Origin of the sequence: Falsihalocynthiibacter sp. CO-5D18 (assembly GCF_041205445.1) — a bacterium.
Classification (GTDB): Bacteria; Pseudomonadota; Alphaproteobacteria; order Rhodobacterales; family Rhodobacteraceae; genus Falsihalocynthiibacter; species Falsihalocynthiibacter arcticus.
The window spans coordinates 37,320-58,764 of record NZ_JBGFCF010000008.1 but is presented as its reverse complement, the minus strand read 5'-3'; the positions used below and the strand labels follow the sequence as shown (position 1 = coordinate 58,764).

Here is a 21,445-nt window from a genome sequence, read left to right as displayed (position 1 = left end):
GATGACGGATACTCCAGAAGAAAGCCTCGATCCTGCGAATTGGGCGGATATGCATAAAACGGCGTCGCGGATGATTGACGACGCCGTTGCCCATGTTGAGGGGGTGCGGGAGCGTCCGGTTTGGCAGCAAATGCCGCAATCGGTGCGCGATGGTTTCCTCACGCCTGTGCCCATGGAACCCACGCCATTGGACGCGGTTTATGACGAGGTTCTGTCAACGGTTTTCCCCTATGCGATGGGGAATATTCACCCACGGTTTTGGGGCTGGTACATGGGATCGAGCAATTTTACAGGCGCGCTGGCTGATTTTCTGGCGGCCATTGAGGGGTCCAACCTTGGCGGAGGGGATACAGCGGCAGCCCAAGTTGACCGGCAAGTCGTGAACTGGCTCAAGGAATTGATGGATTTTCCAGCGTCGGCGAGTGGGACATTGACCAGTGGCGGGTCGATGGCAAACATGGTGTGCCTGACGGTTGCGCGCAACAAAATGGCGGGCGTCGATGTGCGCGAGGAAGGGATCACGGCCCTGCCCAAACCGCTGCGATTTTACACCTCAGATCAGGTCCATAGCGCTAGCCAGAAGGCGTTGGAAGCCCTCGGCCTTGGTCGACGCGCCCTGCGGGTGATCCCTTCGGACGCCAACTTTCGGATAAGCATACCCGCGTTGGAACAGGCCATCCAAGAGGATCGTGCTGCGGGGTGCGAACCCGCCTGTGTAATTGCCACGGCGGGCACCACAAACACCGGCGCCATTGACGATATGCAGGCCATTGCAGCGCTGTGTCAGCGGGAAGGCATGTGGTTTCACGTGGATGGCTGTATTGGCGCCTTGATCAAAATTGCCCCCGTTAATCGAGCAATGGTGGACGGGATTGAAAAAGCGGATTCCTTGGCCCTTGATCCGCACAAATGGCTACATACACCGTTTGAAGCGGGGTGTGCTTTGGTCAAAGACGCGCAGTTGCATTTCGAAACCTTTGAGTTGCATGGCGAATTTCTGGAAGAAAAACCGCGCGGTATCGCGTCGGGTGGATTCCTCGCGGATTATTGTTTCGAGTTGTCGCGCGGCTTTAAGGCGTTGAAAATATGGATGTCGCTAAAAGAACATGGGGTGGAGAAATTTGGCCGTCTAATTGATCAGAATATTGCGCAAGCCGCCTATTTGACGGACCTCATCCACACGGACTCGCATTTGGAACTCATGGCACCGACGTCGATCAATATCGTCTGTTTTCGATATCGTAATGCGGCGGGCTCGGATGAGGACCTCAAGGCGCTGAACACCGAAATCATGCTCCGCCTGCAAGAAAGCGGGCTGGCAGTACCGTCCGACACCACGGTGGGCGGACGGCATTGTTTGCGTGTGGCGATCAACAATCATCGCACCAAACGACAGGACCTTGATTTGTTGGTGCGAGAGGTCGTTAAGTTAGGACAGGAGCTTGAGTTGCCTGCGCCTTAGTCGCTTCCGCGCGCGCCCCATGTGTCCGAAAGGCGATAGCCTTCGGGCCAAGGATCAGTGGGGTCGAGCATATGTTGGTGGATGCCCGTAATCCATGCTTGGCCCGAAATTTCGGGCACAACGGCAGGGCGGGAACCGACCGTGGTTTCGCTGACGATGCGGCCCGTAAAAGTTGAGCCAATGACTGACACCGCCGTTAATGTGTCGTCCAATCCCATCTCGCCACGGGCGTGCAAAACCGCCATCCGCGCCGAAAGGGCTGTGCCCGTTGGCGAGCGATCGACCTTGCCCGGTTGAATAGCAACCGCGGCACCTGCGCGTAATTCATTTCCGTCGCGTGTCACGGGACCCGCAAAAAGGCAGAATGAAAAATGCGTCCAGTCGGGATTGTCGGGATGGTGAAACGCCAGCTTTTCATTGGCTGCATTGGTGATGCGCACGCCAAGGCAGGCAATCTCATGCGCTTCTTCGGCGACCAATGACAGGCCCATCGCTTCAGAGTCGACAATCACAAAACTATCGCCGCCATAGGCCGTATCGACCCGCAATGTACCAAGGCCATCGACCTCCAGTTCGACGTCCAGATCGGCCGCAAAGCTGGGCAGGTTTTGCACGGAAATCTTCTCGGCCTTGCCGTTTTTACATGTCGCGCGCACCTTCACCAACCCACCGGGCGCTTCAAGCACCAGTTCGGTGACAGGCTCAATCATCGGGATAATCCCGCTTTCCAAAAGTACGGTCGAAACGCAGATCGAATTGGAGCCGGACATCGGGGGCGTGTCTTCGGGTTCCATGATGATAAAGGCCGCATCGGCGAGCGGGTTTTTCGGTGGTACCAATAGGTTTACATGGCGAAACACGCCGCCGCGTGGTTCATTTAGCACGAAATTGCGTAGGGTTTGGTCCTTGGCGATCCAACGGCTTTGCTCCCAGAGCGTCTCACCGGGGGGCGGGGTCACGCCACCCACAATCACGTCGCCAACTTCGCCTTCGGCATGGGCCGAAATCACATGGATGGTTTTTGTACTGCGCATTTTTGGGACCTTAAGGTTGAGGCGTAAGCCAGTCGGGGAGAGTGTTGGGCGCTTGGCCTGTACAGGCGGCGCGGGCGCAATCGGCGAGCGAGCCAAACCGCACTTCGCGCCCACAAAGACCTGGCGCGTAATGCGCGTATTTACCAGAATTGGTCATCAAGGTTTTGGCGCTTGGGGGGAATACGGGTTCGGAAATCGAACACCAGCAAATATCCGGCACGACTTGGACGCCTGCGGCCTCAAGGATGGCCAATGTGCCGTCCGCGCGGGCTTGGGTGAGGGTGTCGTGGCCCAAAGTGACAATAACATCGGTTTCGTTGTGACGATGTTTCCCCTCAAGAAGTTTCGCCAAAGCGTGGCATTCAGATAGCGAGAAATGGGGGCTGCCAAAGGCCACGAGATCGATTTGGGCGGGGCCGGGATTGAACTGTTTCCAAATCCGCGCAAGGTCAGGGAGGCCCGCGTACACGGTTTCGGCGTTAGGGGAGATCATCGTGGATTCCGGCGTAATGCCTGCTACATGCATCATCGGCGCCGCGGAGGTGGTGCCAAACGCAGCGCACATTGCTTTGAGATAGTCCTCATTCGGGGAAAGGTTTTCCAACCCTGTCAGAACGGGGATACATTCAGGGGCCAAATGTCCGGCAAGATATCCCAGCATCGGCCAAAGGGAGTCATCGTGCTGCGCGGGGAGGGATATTTCGATGATCCGAAGGGCGGCGCGGTGTTCATCAAGATAGGCACCAGACAAAGGAGCGCGGCCTGTGAGGGCGATGCAAAGATCAAAGAAATCGGGGTGTTTCACTGTGCGCGCGGCCAAAACTGTATTGGCATAGACCACGGCGTTAGATTCCGCCCATGCGATCATTTCCCCAGCTTTGGGGGTGGTGTCGAGCAAGTAGGGTGCGCAAGTGAAACTGGGGCGTGCGCCCATTTTCACATAGGCATCGGCAAGGCGGCTTGCGGGCAGGCCAAAGTCGGGCGGGATGCCCTGCGCGCGCCAATTGGCATGATCCACAGAGATGGCATTCATCGTAGTTGGCACCCGTACTTGCGCGCCCATATTGGCCACTTTTTCCGCGAAAACCAGATTGGCGGGGCTGGCGTAAATACAGCCGTCGATGTGCACTTGGGTCACGTCGATCAAACTTGTGGCCCCTTGCAGGGCTGCCATGGTGACGATGGTTTGCATGGCCATTTTGGGCGCTTCGCCGTCGGCACCTGCAAGCATGGCGCGGTCGCCGTCTGAGAGGTCAAGCGCGACGTCGGCCAAGGGGGACAGCGGGATTGTCAGGTTTGGCGCGGTGATTTCGGTTGGCGAGATTTGCGCGGTGGCGGCTTGGGACAGGGCTGCGAAATCTGCCGCGTCCAATTGTGCGACGGGGACGTTCATGTCAAATAGCTGCTGTGCGATCAACGCGCCGAGGGTCAAAACATCCTCATGGTCGCGGAAAATAAACGCGGCAGGGGCGTGGCCGTTTTGGATCAATTCAAGCACCACGCCAGAGCCTGTGCAAGATCCGCGACTGGTGGGCATCAGCACGATTTTCCCCGCGAGGGATTGGCGGTGCCACGGATGATGTGCGTCGATGACGACGCCTGTGGAAGCATCAACGCCGCCCCAAAAACTAAGGCCTTCTTCGGACGCCAAAACGGGTCCGTTTGCGTGTCCGGCAAGGATGCTGCGTGTCATAAGTACTTTCTATTTAACCACAAAACCATGCGCGAAGGGGTCGCGTTCATCGTCTATGAATATTGTATTGATGCCCGTTACGCGGGCCCATCCGGCAATCGACGGGATGATCGCAGGCTTATCTGCAACCGTTGCCGCTGCCTCGACGCGGCCCTTGAAGAGCGAGCCGATGATGCTCTCGTGGATAAAATCATCGCCGACGGAGAGTTTGCCTTTTGCCGCCAATTGCGCCATGCGCGCGGAGGTTCCTGTGCCGCAGGGCGAACGGTCGATCGCTTTGTCGCCATAGAAAACCGCGTTGCGTGCGCTGGCTTCTGGATGCTGTGCCGCGCCCGTCCACAGGATATGCGATAGACCGCAAATCGAGGGTTTTTCTGGATGGGTAAATTCGTATTTTTCATTCAATGCTGTGCGAAGTTTTTGGCTAAACCCCACCAACTCGCCTGCGGAAAAATCGGCCATATCATTGAAATTTTTCTGCGGATCGACGATGGCGTAAAAATTACCGCCATAGGACACATCAACAACAACTTCGCCTAGGCCTGCGACGTTGGCCGTAAGCCCTTCGGAATGCAGGAAACTCGCGACATTGGTCAGGCGCACTTCCTCGATAAACCGCCCGTCCTGAACATAGGTCACATCGACCCGACCGGCAGGGGTGTCTAGCCGCAGCACGCCCGCCGTTTCGGGGCGGATCAAACCGTTTTCCAGCGCGATTGTGACGGTGCCGATGGTGCCGTGGCCGCACATTGGCAAACAGCCAGAGGTCTCGATAAACAACACCCCGACGTCACAATCCTCGCGTGTGGGCGGATAGAGGATCGCGCCCGACATTTGGTCGTGGCCGCGTGGCTCAAACATCAAGCCCGTGCGGATCCAGTCGTATTCAGCCAAGAAATGCGCGCGTTTTTCCAGCATCGTGTCGCCGGGTAATTGCGGCGCGCCACCGGTTACAAGGCGCACGGGGTTGCCACAGGTGTGGCCGTCAATGCAAGGGAAGGTAAATTGGGTCATGCGATGCCTCTAAAAACGCGCAGGAGAGAACGGGGATAGGTCCATCGCGGGGGCTTTGCCAACGAGCAAATCCGCGATGATTTCAGCAGTGCCCGCCGATTGGGTCAATCCAAGATGCCCGTGGCCAAAAGCACAAATCACATCAGGGCGTCCAGGCAGGGGGCCGAGAGCCGGAAGAGTGTCGGGGAGCGATGGACGGAAGCCCATCCACTGTGTGCCACCCGTGGTTTTTAACGCAGGCATGAATTGTTTGGCTTTGGTCAGGAGCGCTTCTGCCCGCTTATAATTTGGTGGAAGTTTCAATCCGCCCAGCTCAACCGCTCCGCCAACACGGATGCCGGTTGTCAGCTTGGAAATTACAAAACCATGGCCGCCGAACGTCACGTGGCACCGCAGATCGACCGCGTCTGGGGGCAGCGTGGTGTTATAGCCGCGCTCGGTTTCAAGCGGGATTTTGACACCACCCGTCCGCGCAAGGTGGTGCGAGAACGCGCCCGCCGCAAGGACGATTTTGCCGGTCATTTTTCCGACACTGGTCTGCACACCGCCGTCAACCAAACTCGTGGCTTCGGCGATTACAATTTCGCCGCCCTTGGCACGGAACTGCTCGGCAAGCGCGAGGGTGTATAGCTTGGGGTCGGAAATCGAGTACCATTCCGGCGTGAATGTTGCATGGGTGAACCGCGCATGAAGACCCGGTTGGACCTCAGCGATTTCGTCGCCTATGAGGTGACGGAAGGGGATGTCGGCGTCTTCACGGACCTTCCAGCCCGGCAGGCTGGCTTCAAACTCGGACCGCCCCTCATAAACCAGCAATTGCCCGTCGTGGTGCAGCATATCCATCAAACCGTTGTCGCGCAAAAATGGTTTGAGCGCGCGTTTTGAAATCGCGTTCAATTCCGTCAAAGCAACCGTTGATGCGCGCACTTCTGCGGGCCAACTCGCGCGCCAAAATCTGTACATCCATGGTGCGATTTTCAACGCGTATTGAGGCGGGATCGACAGGGGGCCTAACGGATCGAGTAGCCATTTCGGAGCTTTGCGCATAACTTTTGGTGAAGCCAGCGGCAGGATTTCGGGAAAGGCAAACGCGCCAGCATTGCCCGCAGAGGCCCCCGCAGAGGGGCCTTCACGATCAATCACACGGACAGTAAGACCCCGCGCTTGAGCTGCCAAAGCAATCGAGAGACCGACTACACCGGCGCCAACCACCACGGCATCTTGGGTGCTCATTAGCGTACGCTCGAAAGAAACTTTTGCGTTTCCGCATGCTGTGGCGCGTCGAAGAACTGTTTGGAAGGCGCGATCTCGGCCATAACTCCTTGATGAAAAAAGGCGACCCGATCCGAAACATCGCGGGCAAAACCCATTTCATGCGTCACGCAAATCATCGTCATACCCTCGTCTGCAAGCAGTTTCAGCGTGTCCAACACCTCTCCCACCAATTGCGGATCAAGCGCGGATGTCACCTCATCAAATAACATATATGCAGGCGACATAGCTAGAGCGCGCGCAATCGCCATACGTTGCTGTTGGCCACCGGAAAGCCGTCCAGGATAGACCAAGAGTTTCTCGGCCAAGCCAACATGCGTGAGGTGTTTGACGGCGATTTCTTCGGCTTGTTCGCGCGACATTCCCAACACTTTGCGCGGGGCCAAAGTCACGTTTTCCAACACGGTGAGGTGGGGGAAAGAGTTGAACTGTTGGAACACAATACCGATATTGCGGCGCAGTTTGTTAAGGTCGGTGGATTTTGCATGCACCTCAATCCCATCCACAAGGATGCTGCCGTGGCTGATCTGTTCCAAACCGTTGATACAGGTCAGGAGCGTCGATTTTCCCGAACCAGAGCCGCCGATAACCGACACAACTTCTCCTTTTTGAACCGTCAGGTCTATGCCCTTAAGCACTTCCAATGGACCAAAGGATTTACGAACGTCTTTAATCTCAATCATTCTCACGCCACCTTTTTTCGAGTTGGCTTCCAAGCCGAGCGATGGGGAAGCTTAGGGCAAAGTATATAACTCCTGTGACCATCAGGATGAACATAGGTTCTTGCAGGCGGGTCACAAGGATCTGGCTGGCGCGCAGCAGTTCGATGATGCCCAGCCAGAGGACCAATGAGCTGTCTTTCAAAACGCCGAGGGTAAGGCCAATCCAGCTTGGAAGGGCCACCCTAAGCGCCATTGGGAACACGATTTGCGTCATGTCTTGGCCCCACGACAGACCCAACGAGCGCGCCGCGCGACGTGTGACCATCGGAACCGCATCAATTGCGCCGCGCACAATCTCGGTGCAATAGGCCGATGTATAGAGCGCCAAAACGACACAAGACGTGGCGAAGGGCGGCATATTTAGGCCCGCGATCGCTTGGAACGCATTCGCCAAAACCAACTGGATCAGCAACGGCACAGAGCGAAATATATCCAAGACAAAGATTATAGGCAGGGCGGCCCACGTACTTATATGGGCGCGAAGGACGCCAAAGAACAGCCCCATAAGTGTGCCGCCCGTCACAGCAAAGGCCGTGACCGCCAGTGTCATTCCTGCGCCTTTAGCGAGGAACATCAGGTCGTTAAGGTTTAAACCGGTATCAAACATGGTACTCTCCTTAATACCGGAACATGCGCCATGCGATCAGCCGTGCGCCAATCGTCACCGCTTTTGCAATGAAGTAGTAGAACACAGCCGCAAGGGTAAAAATCTCAAACGTGCGAAAGCTTCTCACGTTGATATCTTGGGTTACGCCAGCGAGGTCGGTGTTCATTCCTACGGTCACGCCCAATGAGGTCATCAGGATCGCCCAAACCATTTGGTTGGTGGTGGGCAAGAAAGCGATGCGGAACATTTGCGGCATCACAATCAGGCGGAAGGCCTGAAGGGGGCGCATCCCGAGGGAACGTGCCGACCGCGTTTGGGTGTCTGGAATGGCGCGCAGGGCGCCGCGAAATGTCTCGGCCAAATAACCCGCATTATTGAACGTAATCCCAGCCAAAAGCGCCACGAAGGGGCTGAGGTGGATGCCAAAACTTCCCAATCCGAAATGCGCCATGTAAATCTGGAAAAGGGCAGGCGTGTTGCGTGCCACCTCGACCCATACTGTCGCGGGCGCATAGATCAGCTTGGATTTTGAATTGCGCGCAACGGCGAGGATGACGGCCAAAAGGATACCCATGACCATCGACAAAAGGGCGATCTCAAGTGTGACCAAAGCTCCGTCAAATAATTGCGGAAGCTTTTGCAGCGCCTGACGCCATTGGAATGTATAGTTAAACATCGCGACCCTTTGTGTGGGAGCTTGCGGGAAAGCAAGGGGGCCCGAAGGCCCCCCGCCGATTTAACGGTAAACGTTAGGAACAGTTAGTTCAGGTGCGTCGCCGCCAACCCATTTGCCATACAGCTCTTGATACCGTCCTGTGCGGACTTGTTGGTTAATGAAGAGATCAAGATAGTTCAGCAGGCCGTACTCGTTACGCAGCGCGATAAGGCCTACGTAATCAATGGCATAAGGCGCGTCGCCTTTGATAGTTAGGCCTGGGTATTTGCCCGAAGCAACGATGGAACCAGCCACAGTTGAAGTCACAACCGTCGCGTCAATTTGGCCTTGCGAAAGGGCAAGGAACACGTCTGCTTGGGATTGGTATGGACGGAAGCTACCTTCGCCCCATTCTTTGACGTTGTCCTCAAGTGCGATGCCTTCGAAGGTGCCGCCAACTGAACCAACAGTTTTGCCTTTCAAGCCGTCAAAATCTTCAACACCAGCATCTTCGCGGGTCAAAACAACGTTTGTGAAGGCGAAATAGGGGATCGTGAAGCCAGCGGTTCTTGCGCGCTCAAGCGTGTCAGAAGTGGAGGCAACCCCAACATCAACACGGCCCGAAACCAAGGCTGGAATACGGTCAGGGAAGGGTGTTTCAACGATTTCTGCTTCTACGCCGAGTGCCGCTGCAAGGTCATTGCAATAGTCGACGTCAAAGCCGATTGGGTTGTTGTCCGCATCGCGTGACCCCATTGGTGGGAAATCCAACACCACAGCACAGCGCAGCGTGCCAGATGCCATGATATCGTCCAATTTGTCCGCGTTTGCCGGTGAAGTAAGCGCCGTTGCAGTCAGCAGGCTTCCAATAATCAACGAAGTTTTCATTTGTCGTTCTCCCGTGGTGGCATTGTTTTTTGATTCGTCTGTGAGGCGACTATGGTTGTGCATTTTACTTGAATCAACTAAAAATATTATTTGTATTTAATTAGTATACTTAACGGGCGCGACTTGTCGATAAAGGCCGTAGAGCGCCCTGTTTAAGGGGCGAATCGACCTCGTTTGCGCAAATGAAATGCGAACTCTTCGACAGGAATGAGAAAGTGACGGGGGAGGTGACTTGCTAAGATTATCCTCTATGTATACAAATTATATACAATTGGCGACCCGCCTTTGTCTGAAATATCCGCGACGCCATCTAATGAAAGTAAGGACTACCAAAATGACCGACGCAACGACCCTCACCGCCCAAGAGTTGAGCGGATTGATCGAAGAGATATTCCTCAACGTTGGGTTCTCGGTCACACAGGCAGGCCCCTTGGCGCGCGTGATTTTGGCGGGAGAACAGGATGCGTGTAAATCACATGGCATCTATCGGATTGAGGGCTGTTTGCGTACGTTAAAGCAGGGAAAAGTGGACCCACAAGCGACGCCGAAATTGCAACAGGATGCCTCCGCAATTGTTCGGGTCGACGCCAAGGGTGGCTTTGCCAATGCAGCGTTCGAGTTGGGCGCGCCCGTGCTGGCGGAACGCGCCCATAGCTTGGGGTTAGCGGCGCTTGTGATCAACGATTGCACCCATTTTTCCGCGCTTTGGCCAGAGGTTGAGGCGCTCACCGATCTTGGCCTTGCCGCGATTGCGATGTGCCCAAGTTACGCGACAGTTGCGCCAACGGGCGGCACAAAACCTTTGCTCGGCACCAATCCGCTGGGCTTTGGTTGGCCCCGCAAAGGCGCGCACCCCTATGTGTTTGATTTCGCCACCAGCGTCGCGGCGCGCGGCGAAGTTGAGTTGCACCGTATCGCGGGGAAACCGCTTCCCGAGGGCTGGGCGATGGATGAAAACGGCACGCCCACAACCAATGCCACGCTGGCTTTGGAGGGGGCGATGCTGCCCTTTGGCGGCCACAAAGGGTCGGCCATTTCCACCATGATCGAATTGCTCGCGGGGGTGATGATCGGCGATATGACCAGCCCCGAAGCCTTGGAGTTTCTGGGAGCCACCAATATCGCGCCGCGCCACGGCGAACTGATCATTGCCTTTAGCCCCGAAAAATTTGCCGCAGGCCGCGGGGGCGCGAGCTTGGATCGAGCGGAAACCCTGTTTGATGCGATCCTTGGTCAGGGGGCGCGCTTGCCGTCGCAACGCCGCTTTGCAGCGCGGTCCGAGTCTCAGGCTAATGGCATTCGCTTGACGGCCGAAGAGGTGGCTTTGTTGGAACGCCTGCGCAAAGATGGGTTGAAGGCCGTCTCTTAAATCCTTTTCCATAAACGAAAAAAGGCCCGCGAGGCTCTGCGGGCCTTTTTGATTTGAATGGGGCGCTGTAGCTTAAAGAACAGCGCCTGCAAGTTTGGACCAATCGGCATACCACGCGCGGAACAGCTTGAGTTGGGCTTCGACAAAACCGCGTTGGCTGTCCGAAAGCGCGTCGCTCTCATTGAAATGCAGCGTGTATTCCGCGTCTCCGTTCAAAACCATCATATGTTTGAAGAACAACACCAAGTCGGCACCTTCGTCAAATTTCGACAAAACGTTAAGCGCGGTTTCCAACTCGGTTGCGCGTTGGCGTGACAGTGCGTTGCCTTTGGCGGCATCTTGGCTCAGGGCGACCAGATTCAAGACTTCGGAGGGGAGGACGTTGCCGATACCCGTGATCGCACCTGTCGCGCCGCAATTGACGAAACCATGCACAACAGCGGTGTCGACACCGATCATCAGGCTCACGTCGTCGTTGCCGCTGGTGATGTGTTCTGCCGCATAGGACAGATCATCATAGCCGCCGAACTCTTTGAAACCAATCAGGTTTTTGTGATCCTTGCGTAGTTCAAAGAACAGGTCCGCGCGGGTGGCAAAGCCATAGTGGGGGCTGTTGTAGATCACGGCGGGGAGGTCGGGGGCCGCGGCCAAGATGTCTTTGAAATGTGCTTTTTGTGCCGGCATAGAACCGCCACGCGACAGCACGCGGGGGATAACCATCAGGCCTTGGGCGCCGACTTTTTGCGCGTGGGCCGCATGGGCAACCGCCAGTTTCGTGTTCACAGCGCCCGTGCCGACGATCAAGGGAACACCCGCTTTAACGAGGCGCTCAACGCCTTCCATCCGCTGTGCATCCGTCAAAAGCGGCCAGTCGCCCATCGAGCCACAATACACCACCGCCGACATGCCCGCCGCGAACAGTTCTTGTCCCTTTCGGACCAAAGCGTCGAAATCCGGGGTGCGGTCGGGGGTGCAGGGCGTCATCAGGGCCGGAATGGTTCCGGAAAAAATGGGGCGGGTCATTGTGATCTCCTAAAGTGTCGTGCGCGTGCGGGATTAGATTTAAAGGCGCAGCGCATAGAGTTTGATTCTATATCTTGAGCGCGATAATACGTGTTGGATTTTATTTGTCGACAAGTTTTGTTCTAGAGTCGAACAATCGTCATTACTCTTGCTCCAACGAGCGGGTTCCAATATCCTTCTTGTGTACAAAAAGGATTCATCATGACAAAGTCAGACGCCATCAAGAAACCCGACCGAAAACGCGGGTCTGGAGTGAAGCATGTGTACGATGTTTTGCGCGATGAAATCATCGATTTGGTCCTGGAACCGGGCAGTCCAATTGACGAAATCCAACTGGCGGAACGCTTTGCGATGTCGCGCACGCCGATCCGAGAAGCACTGGTCCGCTTGTCCGTGGAGGGGTTGGTGACCACGTTGCCAAATCGCTCGACCGTGGTGTCCAATATAAATTTCCTCAAGCTGCACACGTTTTTTGATGCGCTTACGTTGATGTACCGCATGACCACGCGGTTGGCTGCAGAGTACCACACGCCAGAGGATTTAGAGATTATCCGCGCGCATCAGGCCGAGTTTGAGCGCGCCGTTAAGGACCAAGACGCTTTGGCGATGATAGCAACAAATCGCGAGTTCCATGCGGCCATCGCGGTGGCGGGGCAGAACGTGTATTACGAAGGGCTTTTCCTGCGGCTATTGGATGAGGGGCGGCGGATATTGCGGCTGTATTACTCGTCTTATCAGGATCAACTTCCGCCACAATTTGTCAGCGAGCACGAGGGCATGATCGACGCGATTGCGGCAGGCGACGTTGAGCGGGCCGACGAAGTCGCACATGCGCATGCGGACCAAATCGTCGCTCAAATTCAAAGGCTTATCTCAAACGATCGCCGTGTAAAAATCACCCTTTAGGATGAGGGAGGCGCCCTCAATGCTCCTCCCTCATCTGGTCTACTTCTTCTAGTGTTTTCCCAAGCACCGTAAGGAGCATCTCCACGTCCTCGGCGTCTATCGTTAGAGGCGGGCGTATCTTGAGAATATTGTCAAATGGCCCCTCGCAACCGATTAGAATACGGTGCGCGCGCAGGCGGTTTTTGACATATTCGGCAATCTGAGTAGCGGGAGCGCGACTCTCGGGATCCCACACCAAATCAACGCCGATAAACAGGCCATAGCCGCGCACATCGCCAATCACGTCGTGGCGTAGTTGCAGCGCCGCCAACCCGTCAAACAGCCGCGCGCCCATCACGCGCGCATTCTCCATCAGGCCCTCATCGTCAACGATATCAAGGACTTCTTTGCCCATGCGACAGGACAGCGTTGAGCCGCCGAAGGTCGAGAAATACTCCGGCCCCTTGGCAAAAGCTTCAGCAATTTGGCGGGTGGTGACGACCACACCGAGGGGGTGGCCATTGCCGATTGGCTTGCCCAAGACCACAATGTCGGGCACCGCGTTTTGTTGCTCAAACCCAAAGTAATAGTCACCCAATCGCCCCAATCCCGTTTGCACTTCATCGGCGATACACACACCATCAGCCGCGCGAACCCGTTGATAGACCGCCGATAAATAGCCTTTGGGCGGGATGATTTGGCCGCCAACGCTGGGGAAGGTTTCGGCGATGAAGCCTGCCAGTTTTCCGTCGCGTTTTTTGATAGCCGCAAGGGCGTCGTCCACAAGGGCGGCAAATTTCTCGGCTCGATCTGGATCGTCGCGGTGATAGCTTCCGCGATAGTCGTCGGCGACCTCGACCAATTGCACCCAATCGGGTTGGCCTACGCCGCCCTTGGCGTTAAATTTATAGGCCGAAATGTCGATCGCGCCGGTGGTATTGCCGTGATAGCCATGATCGGGCGTTATCATGTCTTTGCCACCCGTTTTGGCGCGGGCAAGCCGCAGGGCGAGTTCGTTGGCTTCGGACCCAGAGTTGACAAAGAAGCAGACCGACAGGCTTTTTGGCATTTTCGAGATGATTTTTTGCGCAAATTCGGTCTGGGCCGGATGCAGATACCGCGTGTTTGAATTTATCCGTTTGAGTTGGTCCGCCGCGACGGCCTGAATGCGGGGATGGGCGTGGCCCACATGCGGCACGTTGTTATAGGCGTCCAAATAGGGGCGGCCCCATTCGTCAAACAGATGGTGTTTCCAGCCGCGCACCAGCATCACAGGATCGGCATAGCTTAGACGCAGATTGCGGCCAAAAAGGCGGTCGCGCTCAGCCTTAACTGCGTCTTTGTCGGTGGGGGTGAAGACCACTTTGGCGTCAGGTAAATTCATCAAAGCAGCGGGATTGGGACAGATCGCCCCCCACAGATACATCTCGTCCGGGTCCGCGACACCGGGCCAATCTTCGCCCATGCCATCGGTCGAAAGGGCCAGTTGGAAATGCACATGCGGTGCCCAGCCACCTGATTGCGTCACATCGCCAAGACGGGCAAAAGCCTCGCCCTTTGCAAGGGTTTGGCCGACCTGCAAAGTCTCAAGAACTTCGGGATTAAGGTGGCCATAAAGTGTGAAGAACGCGTCGCCATTTGGGGTCTCGTGGCGCAGAATAACGACGCCGCCATAGTCCAGATGAGCGGTGCGATTTTCAACCACATGAACTGTGGCTTTTATCGGTGCATGCAGGGTGGTTTGGGCAGGAGCAAAGGCATCAATCGCCAAATGCACCGAACGCCGATTTGAGGCTTTCCATGGTCCACGGCGAAACGCGGGGGCGGTATAAATCAGGCGGGGTTCGTTATAATAGCCAAGCCAAATGCGACCGTTATCCTCATATTCCTGCCCAACCAAGGCGGCTTCAGCCAACGGAAGGTCAAACGGATTTTGCGGCCATGTGGAGTGTTCCACCGAAAGCGTACCCATCGGGGCCCGCGCCAAATCTTCGCCCATAATGGAGGCAAAACTCCCGCGCTCTTGATCGAGCCACGCCTGAACGCGGGGCGCAGCATCCGTGATCGGCAAACCGCAGGCCGCGCGCAGACGTTTGCCAATCAATTCTTCGTTCACCGCGCCTGCTTCCAGAAAATCCCACGCGGGTTTCTGGGAAATGACAACATAGGGATCATGCGGGTTTTCGAGCGCCATTTGGGTTGAGTTCACCACGCTTACAGCAAGGCGCATGCGCAACAGCGGCCAGATCAGATCGACCTCTTTAGAGGTGAGCGGGTAGGCGGCGTGATAGCCCGCAACCAGTGCGGCCAAGGCCTGTTCGGGGTCCGCTTGGCCCAACACCATATAGGCGCCCGCAATCGCGAGGTCGCAAATGCGCGGGCTGGCGCAGATGTCGCCAAGGTCAATCAATCCCGTCACATGGGGGGGCTTCGTTAGGGTGCCGCCGACGATGACGTTATAGTCGTTCACGTCGTTGTGGATGGCGACGTGGGGCAGGGATTTTAGCGCCGGTTTGATGGTGGAAAATGCGGCCAGAATGTCACTGATGAGTGCGCGGCGTTTGGGCGCGGTGATCCCCTCAAGATGGTCCGAAATCCAATCGCCTTGGGTCAAATTCCATTTGAAATCACGCGCAAGTGCTGGGTGTTTAAAATCGGCCAGCGCGCGGTCCATTGCCCCAATGGCATGGCCCAAATCGCGCAATAATGCGACGGACTGCGGGCGGAAATTGGCATAGGTCCGCCCTTCGGCTTTGCGCAACACCCAAACCAGACGCTTGGCGCCTGCCTCGTCTGGCACCGCGGCAAAAAATTCCCCTGAGTGGGTTGTTATCACATCGGGAACGGGGACGTCTGGTGCATTATGCGCGATGTGATTGAACGCGCGGCATTGGAGGTCGATGAAGTCGACGGGGCAGCCAATGCGCATGACTTTGAGCACGTAATCTTGTGTTCCGGTCGCCAGAAAGTTGAGATCCAACTCGCCGTCAAGCGGGGTTACGGTGGCGTGTATGCCCCAAATATCTCGCAATACGCTTTGCCAATGATGTGTCATATTGTGCCCGTTCGCTCTCAAGGTGTTATTTTTTGCGACGAATCGAAAAGCCGCGCGGCTCCGATTGAATCACTCTCAATTAGGGGGAAACTTGTTGGAAAATCAAAGAACAAATCTTGAACGACCACGGTGCGCAGTGGATGTTTGCGCCTCTTGGGTGGAATTTTGTGCCATTTCATGGGGGGATAAAAATGTCGATCTGCACTCGTTTAGGGTTATGATACGAGACGTTTTCGATCTGAGTTTTCGCGCTAAAGGTTCGGCTTTTGAGGTTATAGTAAAAAAATTATTGTTGACAAAAATCTTTATGCTAATAGCCTCGCCGGACTAACAAAATTCCTTGGGGGGAGGTCGGTTTGTGAAGGCTGAAAGGCGCAAGGACGCAAATGAACTCGGAGCGCGTATGCGTCGCCAGCGGCAACGTCTTTCGATGACGTTGCAGCAACTCGGGGCCGCATCCGGTGTTTCCGTTGGATATATCAGCCAGTTGGAACGCGGAAACGCGACACCAACCCTAGGTACGCTTTCCCAAATTGCCGCAGCCCTCAACGTTGACCTCGACTATTTCATCCGCAAGCCGCAAGTCGCCGATAGCTTGACGCGCGCAGGCAGTCGTCCACGCTTCGCCACGGCCGGGTCCTCTATTGAATACGAACAGATCGGTGCGGATTTTCCGGGGCACGAGCTGACGTCTTTTGTGATGAATGTTCCCGCAGGATATGAATCCGAACTTGTGAAACACCTCGGTGAAGAGATCATTTATATTCTGGAGGGCGAGATTTCGCAGATGGTCGGTGGGCGCGAGTATATCATGTCGACCGGTGATAGTTTGCATTATCTTGGGGAGAAACCGCACAGTTGGTCCAACCGCACCCAAGAGCCCGCACGGATTCTTTGGGTGGGACGAATGCACTATAAAAAGTCCGACCAAATTCCACAAATGGTCCCTGATATCACAGAGGACCTTACCAATTCTGACCCCGAAAAAACGATAGCATAGGGGCTGAAATGCGGCTGGAAAACCATGCCGCCAAAAACACTAAAAACGACAACCAAAGGGAGATACAACCAAATGACTTTTAAGTACAAAATCGCCACTGGGCTGCTTATGGCCACGATGGGCACCGCGGCTTCCGCGCAGTCGCTTGTCTATTGCTCAGAGGGTTCCCCCGAGGGGTTTGACCCAGCGCTTTTCACGGCTGGCACAACGTTTGATGCGTCCAGCCACCCCCTCTATAACCGCCTGACAGAGTTCAAAGTCGGTACCACCGAAACAATCCCTGGACTTGCCGAAAGCTGGGACGTTTCTGAAGATGGGAAAACGGTCACTTTCAACTTGCGTAAAGGTGTGAAGTTTCACAGCAACGATCAGTTCACCCCCACACGCGATTTTAACGCCGACGACGTGATCTTTACGTTTGATCGTCAGGGCAACGAAGAAAACCCATACAACACCGTTTCCGGCGGAACATGGGAATATTACGGCGGCATGTCGATGCCAGACTTGATTGAAAGCATCGAAAAAGTGGATGATTACACCGTTGTATTCAACCTCACGCGTCCAGAAGCGCCGATCATTGCCAACATGGCGATGGATTTTGCGTCGATCGTTTCCAAAGAATATGCGGATGCGATGTTGGAAGCTGGCACACCAGAAATGTTGAACCAAGCGCCAATCGGCACTGGTCCGTTCTCGTTCCAAGCCTACCAAAAAGATGCGGTTATCCGCTATCTGCGCAACGACGATTATTGGGGTGACAATGCCAAAGTTGAATCGCTGATCTTTGCGATCACACCTGATGCTTCTGTGCGTTACCAAAAAGTTCAGGCGGGCGAATGCCATGTTATGGCCTATCCAAATCCCGCAGATGTTCAGGCGATGAAAGACGACAGCGGTGTTGTCGTTATGGAGCAAGAAGGTCTTAACGTGGGCTATCTCGCGTATAACACAATGGTTGCGCCCTTTGATAATGCCAATGTTCGCAAGGCGTTGAACATGGCGGTCGACAAACAGGCAATCATTGATGTTGTGTTCCAAGGGTCTGGCCAAATTGCCAAAAACCCGATCCCACCAACAATGTGGTCCTATAACGACGCAATTGAAGACGATAATTATGATCCTGAAGCCGCCAAAGCGATGTTGGAAGCCGAAGGTGTTACTGATCTGAAAATGAAGATCTGGGCGATGCCTGTTCAGCGTCCCTACAACCCCAATGCACGCCGCATGGCGGAACTTATGCAGGAAGACTACTCCAAGATCGGTGTCGATGTTGAGATTGTGTCTTACGAATGGGGTGAATACCTTGAACGCTCAAAAGCCGAAGACCGTGATGGTGCCGTGCTCTTGGGTTGGACAGGCGACAACGGTGATCCCGATAACTTCCTTGCTGTTTTGCTCGGATGTGACGGTGTTGGCCAATCAAACCGTGCACAATGGTGTAACGAAGAGTTTGATGCGTTGATTCAGCAAGCGAAAGTTCTGCCAACACAGGCCGAACGTGCCAAGCTTTATGAAGAAGCACAGGTCATTTTCAAGGATCAAGCGCCTTGGTCGACAATCGCGCACTCGGTCGTCTTTATGACTATGCGTCCAGAAGTTGAAGGCTATGTTGTTCACCCACTTGGTGGCCATATCTTCAACCAAGTTGGCTTGTCGAACTAAGCTCTCTAAGCCCTTGGGGTGGCACGTAAATGTGCCGCCCCTGCCACTCACTTACCGTCCCTCTCATTTACCGTCGGAGCATCCCTTTTTGTCACACCCTCTGAACGATCGCCTATCCGCCTATGCCACTGTCGCCGCCGAGCTTGGTGTTGATGCCATCGCGCTGGTTCCTGGCCCAAATTTCACCCGTGTGGTTGAGCACAGTTTTATGAGCCACGAGCGGCCATTTGTACTTGTTGTTCCCGCAAACGGACCCGCCGCCGCCCTTGTGCCAAATCTTGAACTGGGCAGTTGGGAGCTTGTTGGTTTTGATGGCGCGGTCTTTGATTGGCGCGATCAAACGGGATATGACGAAGCTTTTGCCGGCCTGATGACCCATCTCAACATTTCGTCGCTCGCGGTAGAAGGGCAGGTCATGCGCGTCTTTGTGCATCACGCGTTGAAAAAGGCGCAGCCCGATCTGAAAATCCTCGATGGGGAGCGCGAAATCTCCGCGCTACGGATGCTCAAAACGCCTGCCGATATCGCCACCCTTCAGGAAGCCATCGACATTTCGGAACGGGCCTTGCACCGCACGCTCGCATCCGTAAAACTTGGCCAGACCGAAAAGCAGATCGAACAAACCCTCGTGCAAAATCTGTTTGCCGAAGGGGCCGATGATCTCTCGTTTGCGCCGATTGTTGCCGCAGGCGATGGCTCTGCACGGCCCCACGCCAAGGCGCGTTCCGACTATCACGTCAAAGCGGGCGACGCGTTATTGCTCGATTTTGGTGCCCGCAAGAACGGGTTTGCCGCCGATATTACCCGCACCGTTTTCCTTGATCACGTGACCGAGGAGGGGCGCGCCGTTTATGACACCGTGTTGCGCGCCAACCTTGCTGGCCTCGCAATCTCACGCGCAGGCGTCACCGCGCATGAGATTGATGATGTGGTCACCAGCGTGCTCGAAGCCTCGCCCTATGGCGATCGCATCCGCACAAAAACCGGCCACGGGCTTGGCCGCGAAGTGCACGAAGCCCCTTATATTATGCGCGGCAATCACGTGGCCCTGCCCGCAGGGACCGTCTATACCAACGAACCCGGCCTGTATGAGATCGACAATTTCGGTGTGCGCATCGAAGATGACATTCTGATCACAGAAGACGGATACCAACTCCTCACCCATTTCCCCAAAGAACTCATGGTGTTGTCATGTTGAACTATGTTCTAAGCAGACTACTGACATTCATACCAACGTTCATCGGCGTTACGCTGATTTCCTTCGGCTTTATCCGTGCCTTACCGGGCGATCCTATTGTGGTTATGGCGGGCGAACGCGGTATATCCGACGAGCGTTATGCGGAACTTTCTGCGCAGTTTGGTTATGATCGGCCCATCTATGAGCAGTTTTGGGACTACCTCGTTGGGGTGCTTCATGGCGATTTAGGCACTTCGTTTGTGACCAAAAAACCGGTGTGGGACGAGTTCTTCTCGCTCTTCCCTGCCACCCTCGAACTCTCGCTTTGTGCGATGATTTTTGCCATGGCTTTGGGATTGCCCGCAGGCGTGATTGCCGCGGTAAATCGCGGAAAATTCTTTGACCGTGCGCTGATGTCCACCGCTTTGGTCGGGTATTCCATGCCGATTTTCTGGTGGGCGCTTTTGTTGATCATCGTCTTCTCAGGCATGCTGCAATGGACCCCCGTTTCGGGCCGTATCGACCTGATCTATTACTTTCCCAACCCGACGGGCTTCATGTTTATCGACAGCCTTGCCTCGGGCCAGAAGGGCGCATTCATCTCCGCCGTCCGACATTTGATCTTGCCGACAATCGTGCTGGGAACCATCCCGCTTGCGGTCATCGCGCGCCAAACGCGCTCGGCGATGCTCGAAGTCTTGGGTGAAGATTATATTCGCACCGCCCGCGCCAAAGGCATGTCCCCTGGGCGGATCAACGGCATTCACGCGTTGCGCAATGCGTTGATCCCAGTCGTCACCGTCATCGGCCTGTCCGTCGGTACTCTTCTTGCGGGCGCGATCCTTACGGAGACGATTTTTAGCTGGCCGGGAATTGGCAAATGGATGGTCGACAGCATTTTCCGCCGCGACTACCCCGTAGTTCAGGGCGGCCTTCTTTTAATCGCCGTTATGGTCATGATCGTGAACCTCACCGTTGACATGCTCTATGGCATCATCAACCCTAAGATCAGGAAACGCTGATGGACGACGCCCTCTCTGTTGAGCCAGAAACTGCCGTGGAACGCCCCGGTCAGTTGCGCGAATTCTGGTTCTATTTCCGCGAAAACCGTGGTGCCGTGATTGGCCTCTATATCTTTGCGGTCTTCGCGTTTCTCGCTCTATTCGGCCCATGGGTCGCGCCCCATGACGCCACAGAGCAGTTCCGTGCCGCGATCTTACAGCCACCCGTCTGGCAAGAAGGCGGCACATGGCAATTCATTCTTGGCACCGATCCTTTGGGCCGCGACATGCTCTCGCGTCTCATCGTTGGGGCACGATATTCGTTCTTTGTTGGCGTCGTCGTGGTCAGTATTGCCGCGTCGGGTGGCATCCTGATGGGCCTTATTGCGGGGTTTGCCCCCAAATGGCTCGACAGCATCATCATGCGGATTATGGACGTTATCCTTGCGTTTCCGTCGTTACTTTTGGCGCTGGTGCTCGTTGCCATTCTCGGCCCATCCTTGACCAACGCGATGATCGCCATCGCTATTGTTCTGCAGCCACATTACGTGCGCCTGACCCGTGCCAGCGTGCTGTCAGAACGTCAAAAAGACTATGTAACCTCGGCGCGCGTCGTCGGGGCTGGGTATTTCCGGCTGATGTTTGTCACAGTCCTGCCCAATTGCCTCGCGCCGATTATCGTCCAAGCGGCGCTGTCCTTTTCGACTGCTATTCTTGACGCGGCGGCGCTTGGGTTCCTTGGGATGGGCGCACAGCCGCCAACCCCAGAATGGGGCACCATGTTGGCCGAAGCGCGGGAGTTTATTCTGCGGGCATGGTGGGTTGTGACCTTCCCGGGTCTTGCGATCCTTGTCACGGTTTTGGCCATCAATCTGATGGGCGACGGTCTACGTGATGCGCTCGATCCTAAACTGAAGCGGAGCTAG

At 55.5% G+C, this 21,445-nt stretch carries 18 protein-coding genes; 8 read left to right on the top strand and 10 right to left on the bottom strand.

The features are described 5' to 3' along the window. Nucleotide 1 precedes the first annotated feature (1 nt). Nucleotides 2-1,462, top strand: coding sequence for an aminotransferase class V-fold PLP-dependent enzyme (locus AB9F27_RS12065; protein ID WP_335584508.1), 1,461 nt, complete (start codon nucleotides 2-4; stop codon nucleotides 1,460-1,462). On the opposite strand, the gene AB9F27_RS12060 is transcribed toward AB9F27_RS12065, so the two are convergent. From AB9F27_RS12060 to AB9F27_RS12025, 8 genes are read right to left on the bottom strand one after another with little or no spacing between them, the layout of a single operon-like run. Next, a complete protein-coding gene (locus AB9F27_RS12060; RefSeq protein WP_335584509.1) occupies nucleotides 1,459-2,496 on the bottom strand; it encodes a trans-3-hydroxy-L-proline dehydratase in 1,038 nt (345 codons plus the stop codon). The genes AB9F27_RS12065 and AB9F27_RS12060 overlap by 4 nt on opposite strands. A 10-nt stretch (nucleotides 2,497-2,506) precedes the next feature. Further along, a complete protein-coding gene (locus AB9F27_RS12055; RefSeq protein WP_369757739.1) occupies nucleotides 2,507-4,189 on the bottom strand; it encodes an aconitase X in 1,683 nt (560 codons plus the stop codon). A gap of 9 nt (nucleotides 4,190-4,198) precedes the next feature. Further along, nucleotides 4,199-5,203 carry a 4-hydroxyproline epimerase gene (locus tag AB9F27_RS12050; RefSeq protein WP_335584511.1) on the bottom strand — a complete coding sequence of 335 codons (1,005 nt, stop codon included), beginning with the start codon at nucleotides 5,201-5,203 and terminating at the stop codon, nucleotides 4,199-4,201. Between the two features lie 9 nt (nucleotides 5,204-5,212). After that, on the bottom strand, nucleotides 5,213-6,436 hold the full coding sequence (locus AB9F27_RS12045; protein ID WP_335584512.1) for an FAD-binding oxidoreductase: 1,224 nt from the start codon (nucleotides 6,434-6,436) through the stop codon (nucleotides 5,213-5,215). Continuing rightward, the gene (locus AB9F27_RS12040; protein ID WP_039000760.1) at nucleotides 6,436-7,158 is read right to left on the bottom strand and encodes an amino acid ABC transporter ATP-binding protein; all 723 of its coding nucleotides are present in this window, start codon (nucleotides 7,156-7,158) and stop codon (nucleotides 6,436-6,438) included. The genes AB9F27_RS12045 and AB9F27_RS12040 overlap by 1 nt, the downstream gene beginning before the upstream one ends. Further along, the gene (locus tag AB9F27_RS12035) at nucleotides 7,151-7,804 is read right to left on the bottom strand and encodes an amino acid ABC transporter permease (protein ID WP_039000904.1); all 654 of its coding nucleotides are present in this window, start codon (nucleotides 7,802-7,804) and stop codon (nucleotides 7,151-7,153) included. The genes AB9F27_RS12040 and AB9F27_RS12035 overlap by 8 nt, the downstream gene beginning before the upstream one ends. Before the next feature lie 10 nt (nucleotides 7,805-7,814). Continuing rightward, the gene (locus tag AB9F27_RS12030; RefSeq protein ID WP_335584513.1) at nucleotides 7,815-8,480 is read right to left on the bottom strand and encodes an amino acid ABC transporter permease; all 666 of its coding nucleotides are present in this window, start codon (nucleotides 8,478-8,480) and stop codon (nucleotides 7,815-7,817) included. A gap of 60 nt (nucleotides 8,481-8,540) precedes the next feature. Beyond that, nucleotides 8,541-9,347, bottom strand: a complete 807-nt coding sequence (locus tag AB9F27_RS12025) for a transporter substrate-binding domain-containing protein (protein WP_335584514.1) — start codon at nucleotides 9,345-9,347, stop codon at nucleotides 8,541-8,543. 334 nt (nucleotides 9,348-9,681) lie between these two features. Here AB9F27_RS12025 and AB9F27_RS12020 point away from each other — a divergent pair, with 334 nt between their 5' ends. Then, the gene (locus AB9F27_RS12020) at nucleotides 9,682-10,716 is read left to right on the top strand and encodes an Ldh family oxidoreductase (protein ID WP_335584515.1); all 1,035 of its coding nucleotides are present in this window, start codon (nucleotides 9,682-9,684) and stop codon (nucleotides 10,714-10,716) included. Between the two features lie 72 nt (nucleotides 10,717-10,788). On the opposite strand, the gene AB9F27_RS12015 is transcribed toward AB9F27_RS12020, so the two are convergent. Next, nucleotides 10,789-11,739, bottom strand: a complete 951-nt coding sequence (locus tag AB9F27_RS12015) for a dihydrodipicolinate synthase family protein (protein WP_335584516.1) — start codon at nucleotides 11,737-11,739, stop codon at nucleotides 10,789-10,791. A 201-nt stretch (nucleotides 11,740-11,940) separates the two neighbouring features. On the opposite strand from AB9F27_RS12015, the gene AB9F27_RS12010 reads away from it, so the two are divergent. Further along, nucleotides 11,941-12,645: a GntR family transcriptional regulator gene (locus AB9F27_RS12010; protein ID WP_335584517.1), complete on the top strand. Its 705-nt coding sequence runs from the start codon at nucleotides 11,941-11,943 to the stop codon at nucleotides 12,643-12,645. Nucleotides 12,646-12,661: 16 nt separating this feature from the next. Here AB9F27_RS12010 and AB9F27_RS12005 read toward each other — a convergent pair whose 3' ends face one another. Next, nucleotides 12,662-15,700: an aminotransferase class III-fold pyridoxal phosphate-dependent enzyme gene (locus AB9F27_RS12005; protein ID WP_335584518.1), complete on the bottom strand. Its 3,039-nt coding sequence runs from the start codon at nucleotides 15,698-15,700 to the stop codon at nucleotides 12,662-12,664. A gap of 337 nt (nucleotides 15,701-16,037) precedes the next feature. Between AB9F27_RS12005 and AB9F27_RS12000 the strand changes: the two genes are divergently transcribed. The 5 genes from AB9F27_RS12000 to AB9F27_RS11980 all read left to right on the top strand — a co-directional run bounded on the left by AB9F27_RS12000 (nucleotide 16,038) and on the right by AB9F27_RS11980 (nucleotide 21,445). Further along, nucleotides 16,038-16,679, top strand: a complete 642-nt coding sequence (locus AB9F27_RS12000) for an XRE family transcriptional regulator (protein ID WP_335584519.1) — start codon at nucleotides 16,038-16,040, stop codon at nucleotides 16,677-16,679. Nucleotides 16,680-16,751: 72 nt separating this feature from the next. Then, nucleotides 16,752-18,341, top strand: a complete 1,590-nt coding sequence (locus AB9F27_RS11995) for an ABC transporter substrate-binding protein (protein WP_335584520.1) — start codon at nucleotides 16,752-16,754, stop codon at nucleotides 18,339-18,341. A gap of 88 nt (nucleotides 18,342-18,429) precedes the next feature. Next, nucleotides 18,430-19,539 (top strand): Xaa-Pro peptidase family protein, encoded by a 1,110-nt coding sequence (locus AB9F27_RS11990; protein WP_335584521.1) that lies wholly within the window; start codon nucleotides 18,430-18,432, stop codon nucleotides 19,537-19,539. Then, nucleotides 19,533-20,540 carry an ABC transporter permease subunit gene (locus tag AB9F27_RS11985; protein ID WP_039000892.1) on the top strand — a complete coding sequence of 336 codons (1,008 nt, stop codon included), beginning with the start codon at nucleotides 19,533-19,535 and terminating at the stop codon, nucleotides 20,538-20,540. The genes AB9F27_RS11990 and AB9F27_RS11985 overlap by 7 nt, the downstream gene beginning before the upstream one ends. Next, nucleotides 20,540-21,445: an ABC transporter permease subunit gene (locus AB9F27_RS11980; protein WP_335584522.1), complete on the top strand. Its 906-nt coding sequence runs from the start codon at nucleotides 20,540-20,542 to the stop codon at nucleotides 21,443-21,445. Before AB9F27_RS11985 ends, AB9F27_RS11980 begins: the two co-directional genes overlap by 1 nt.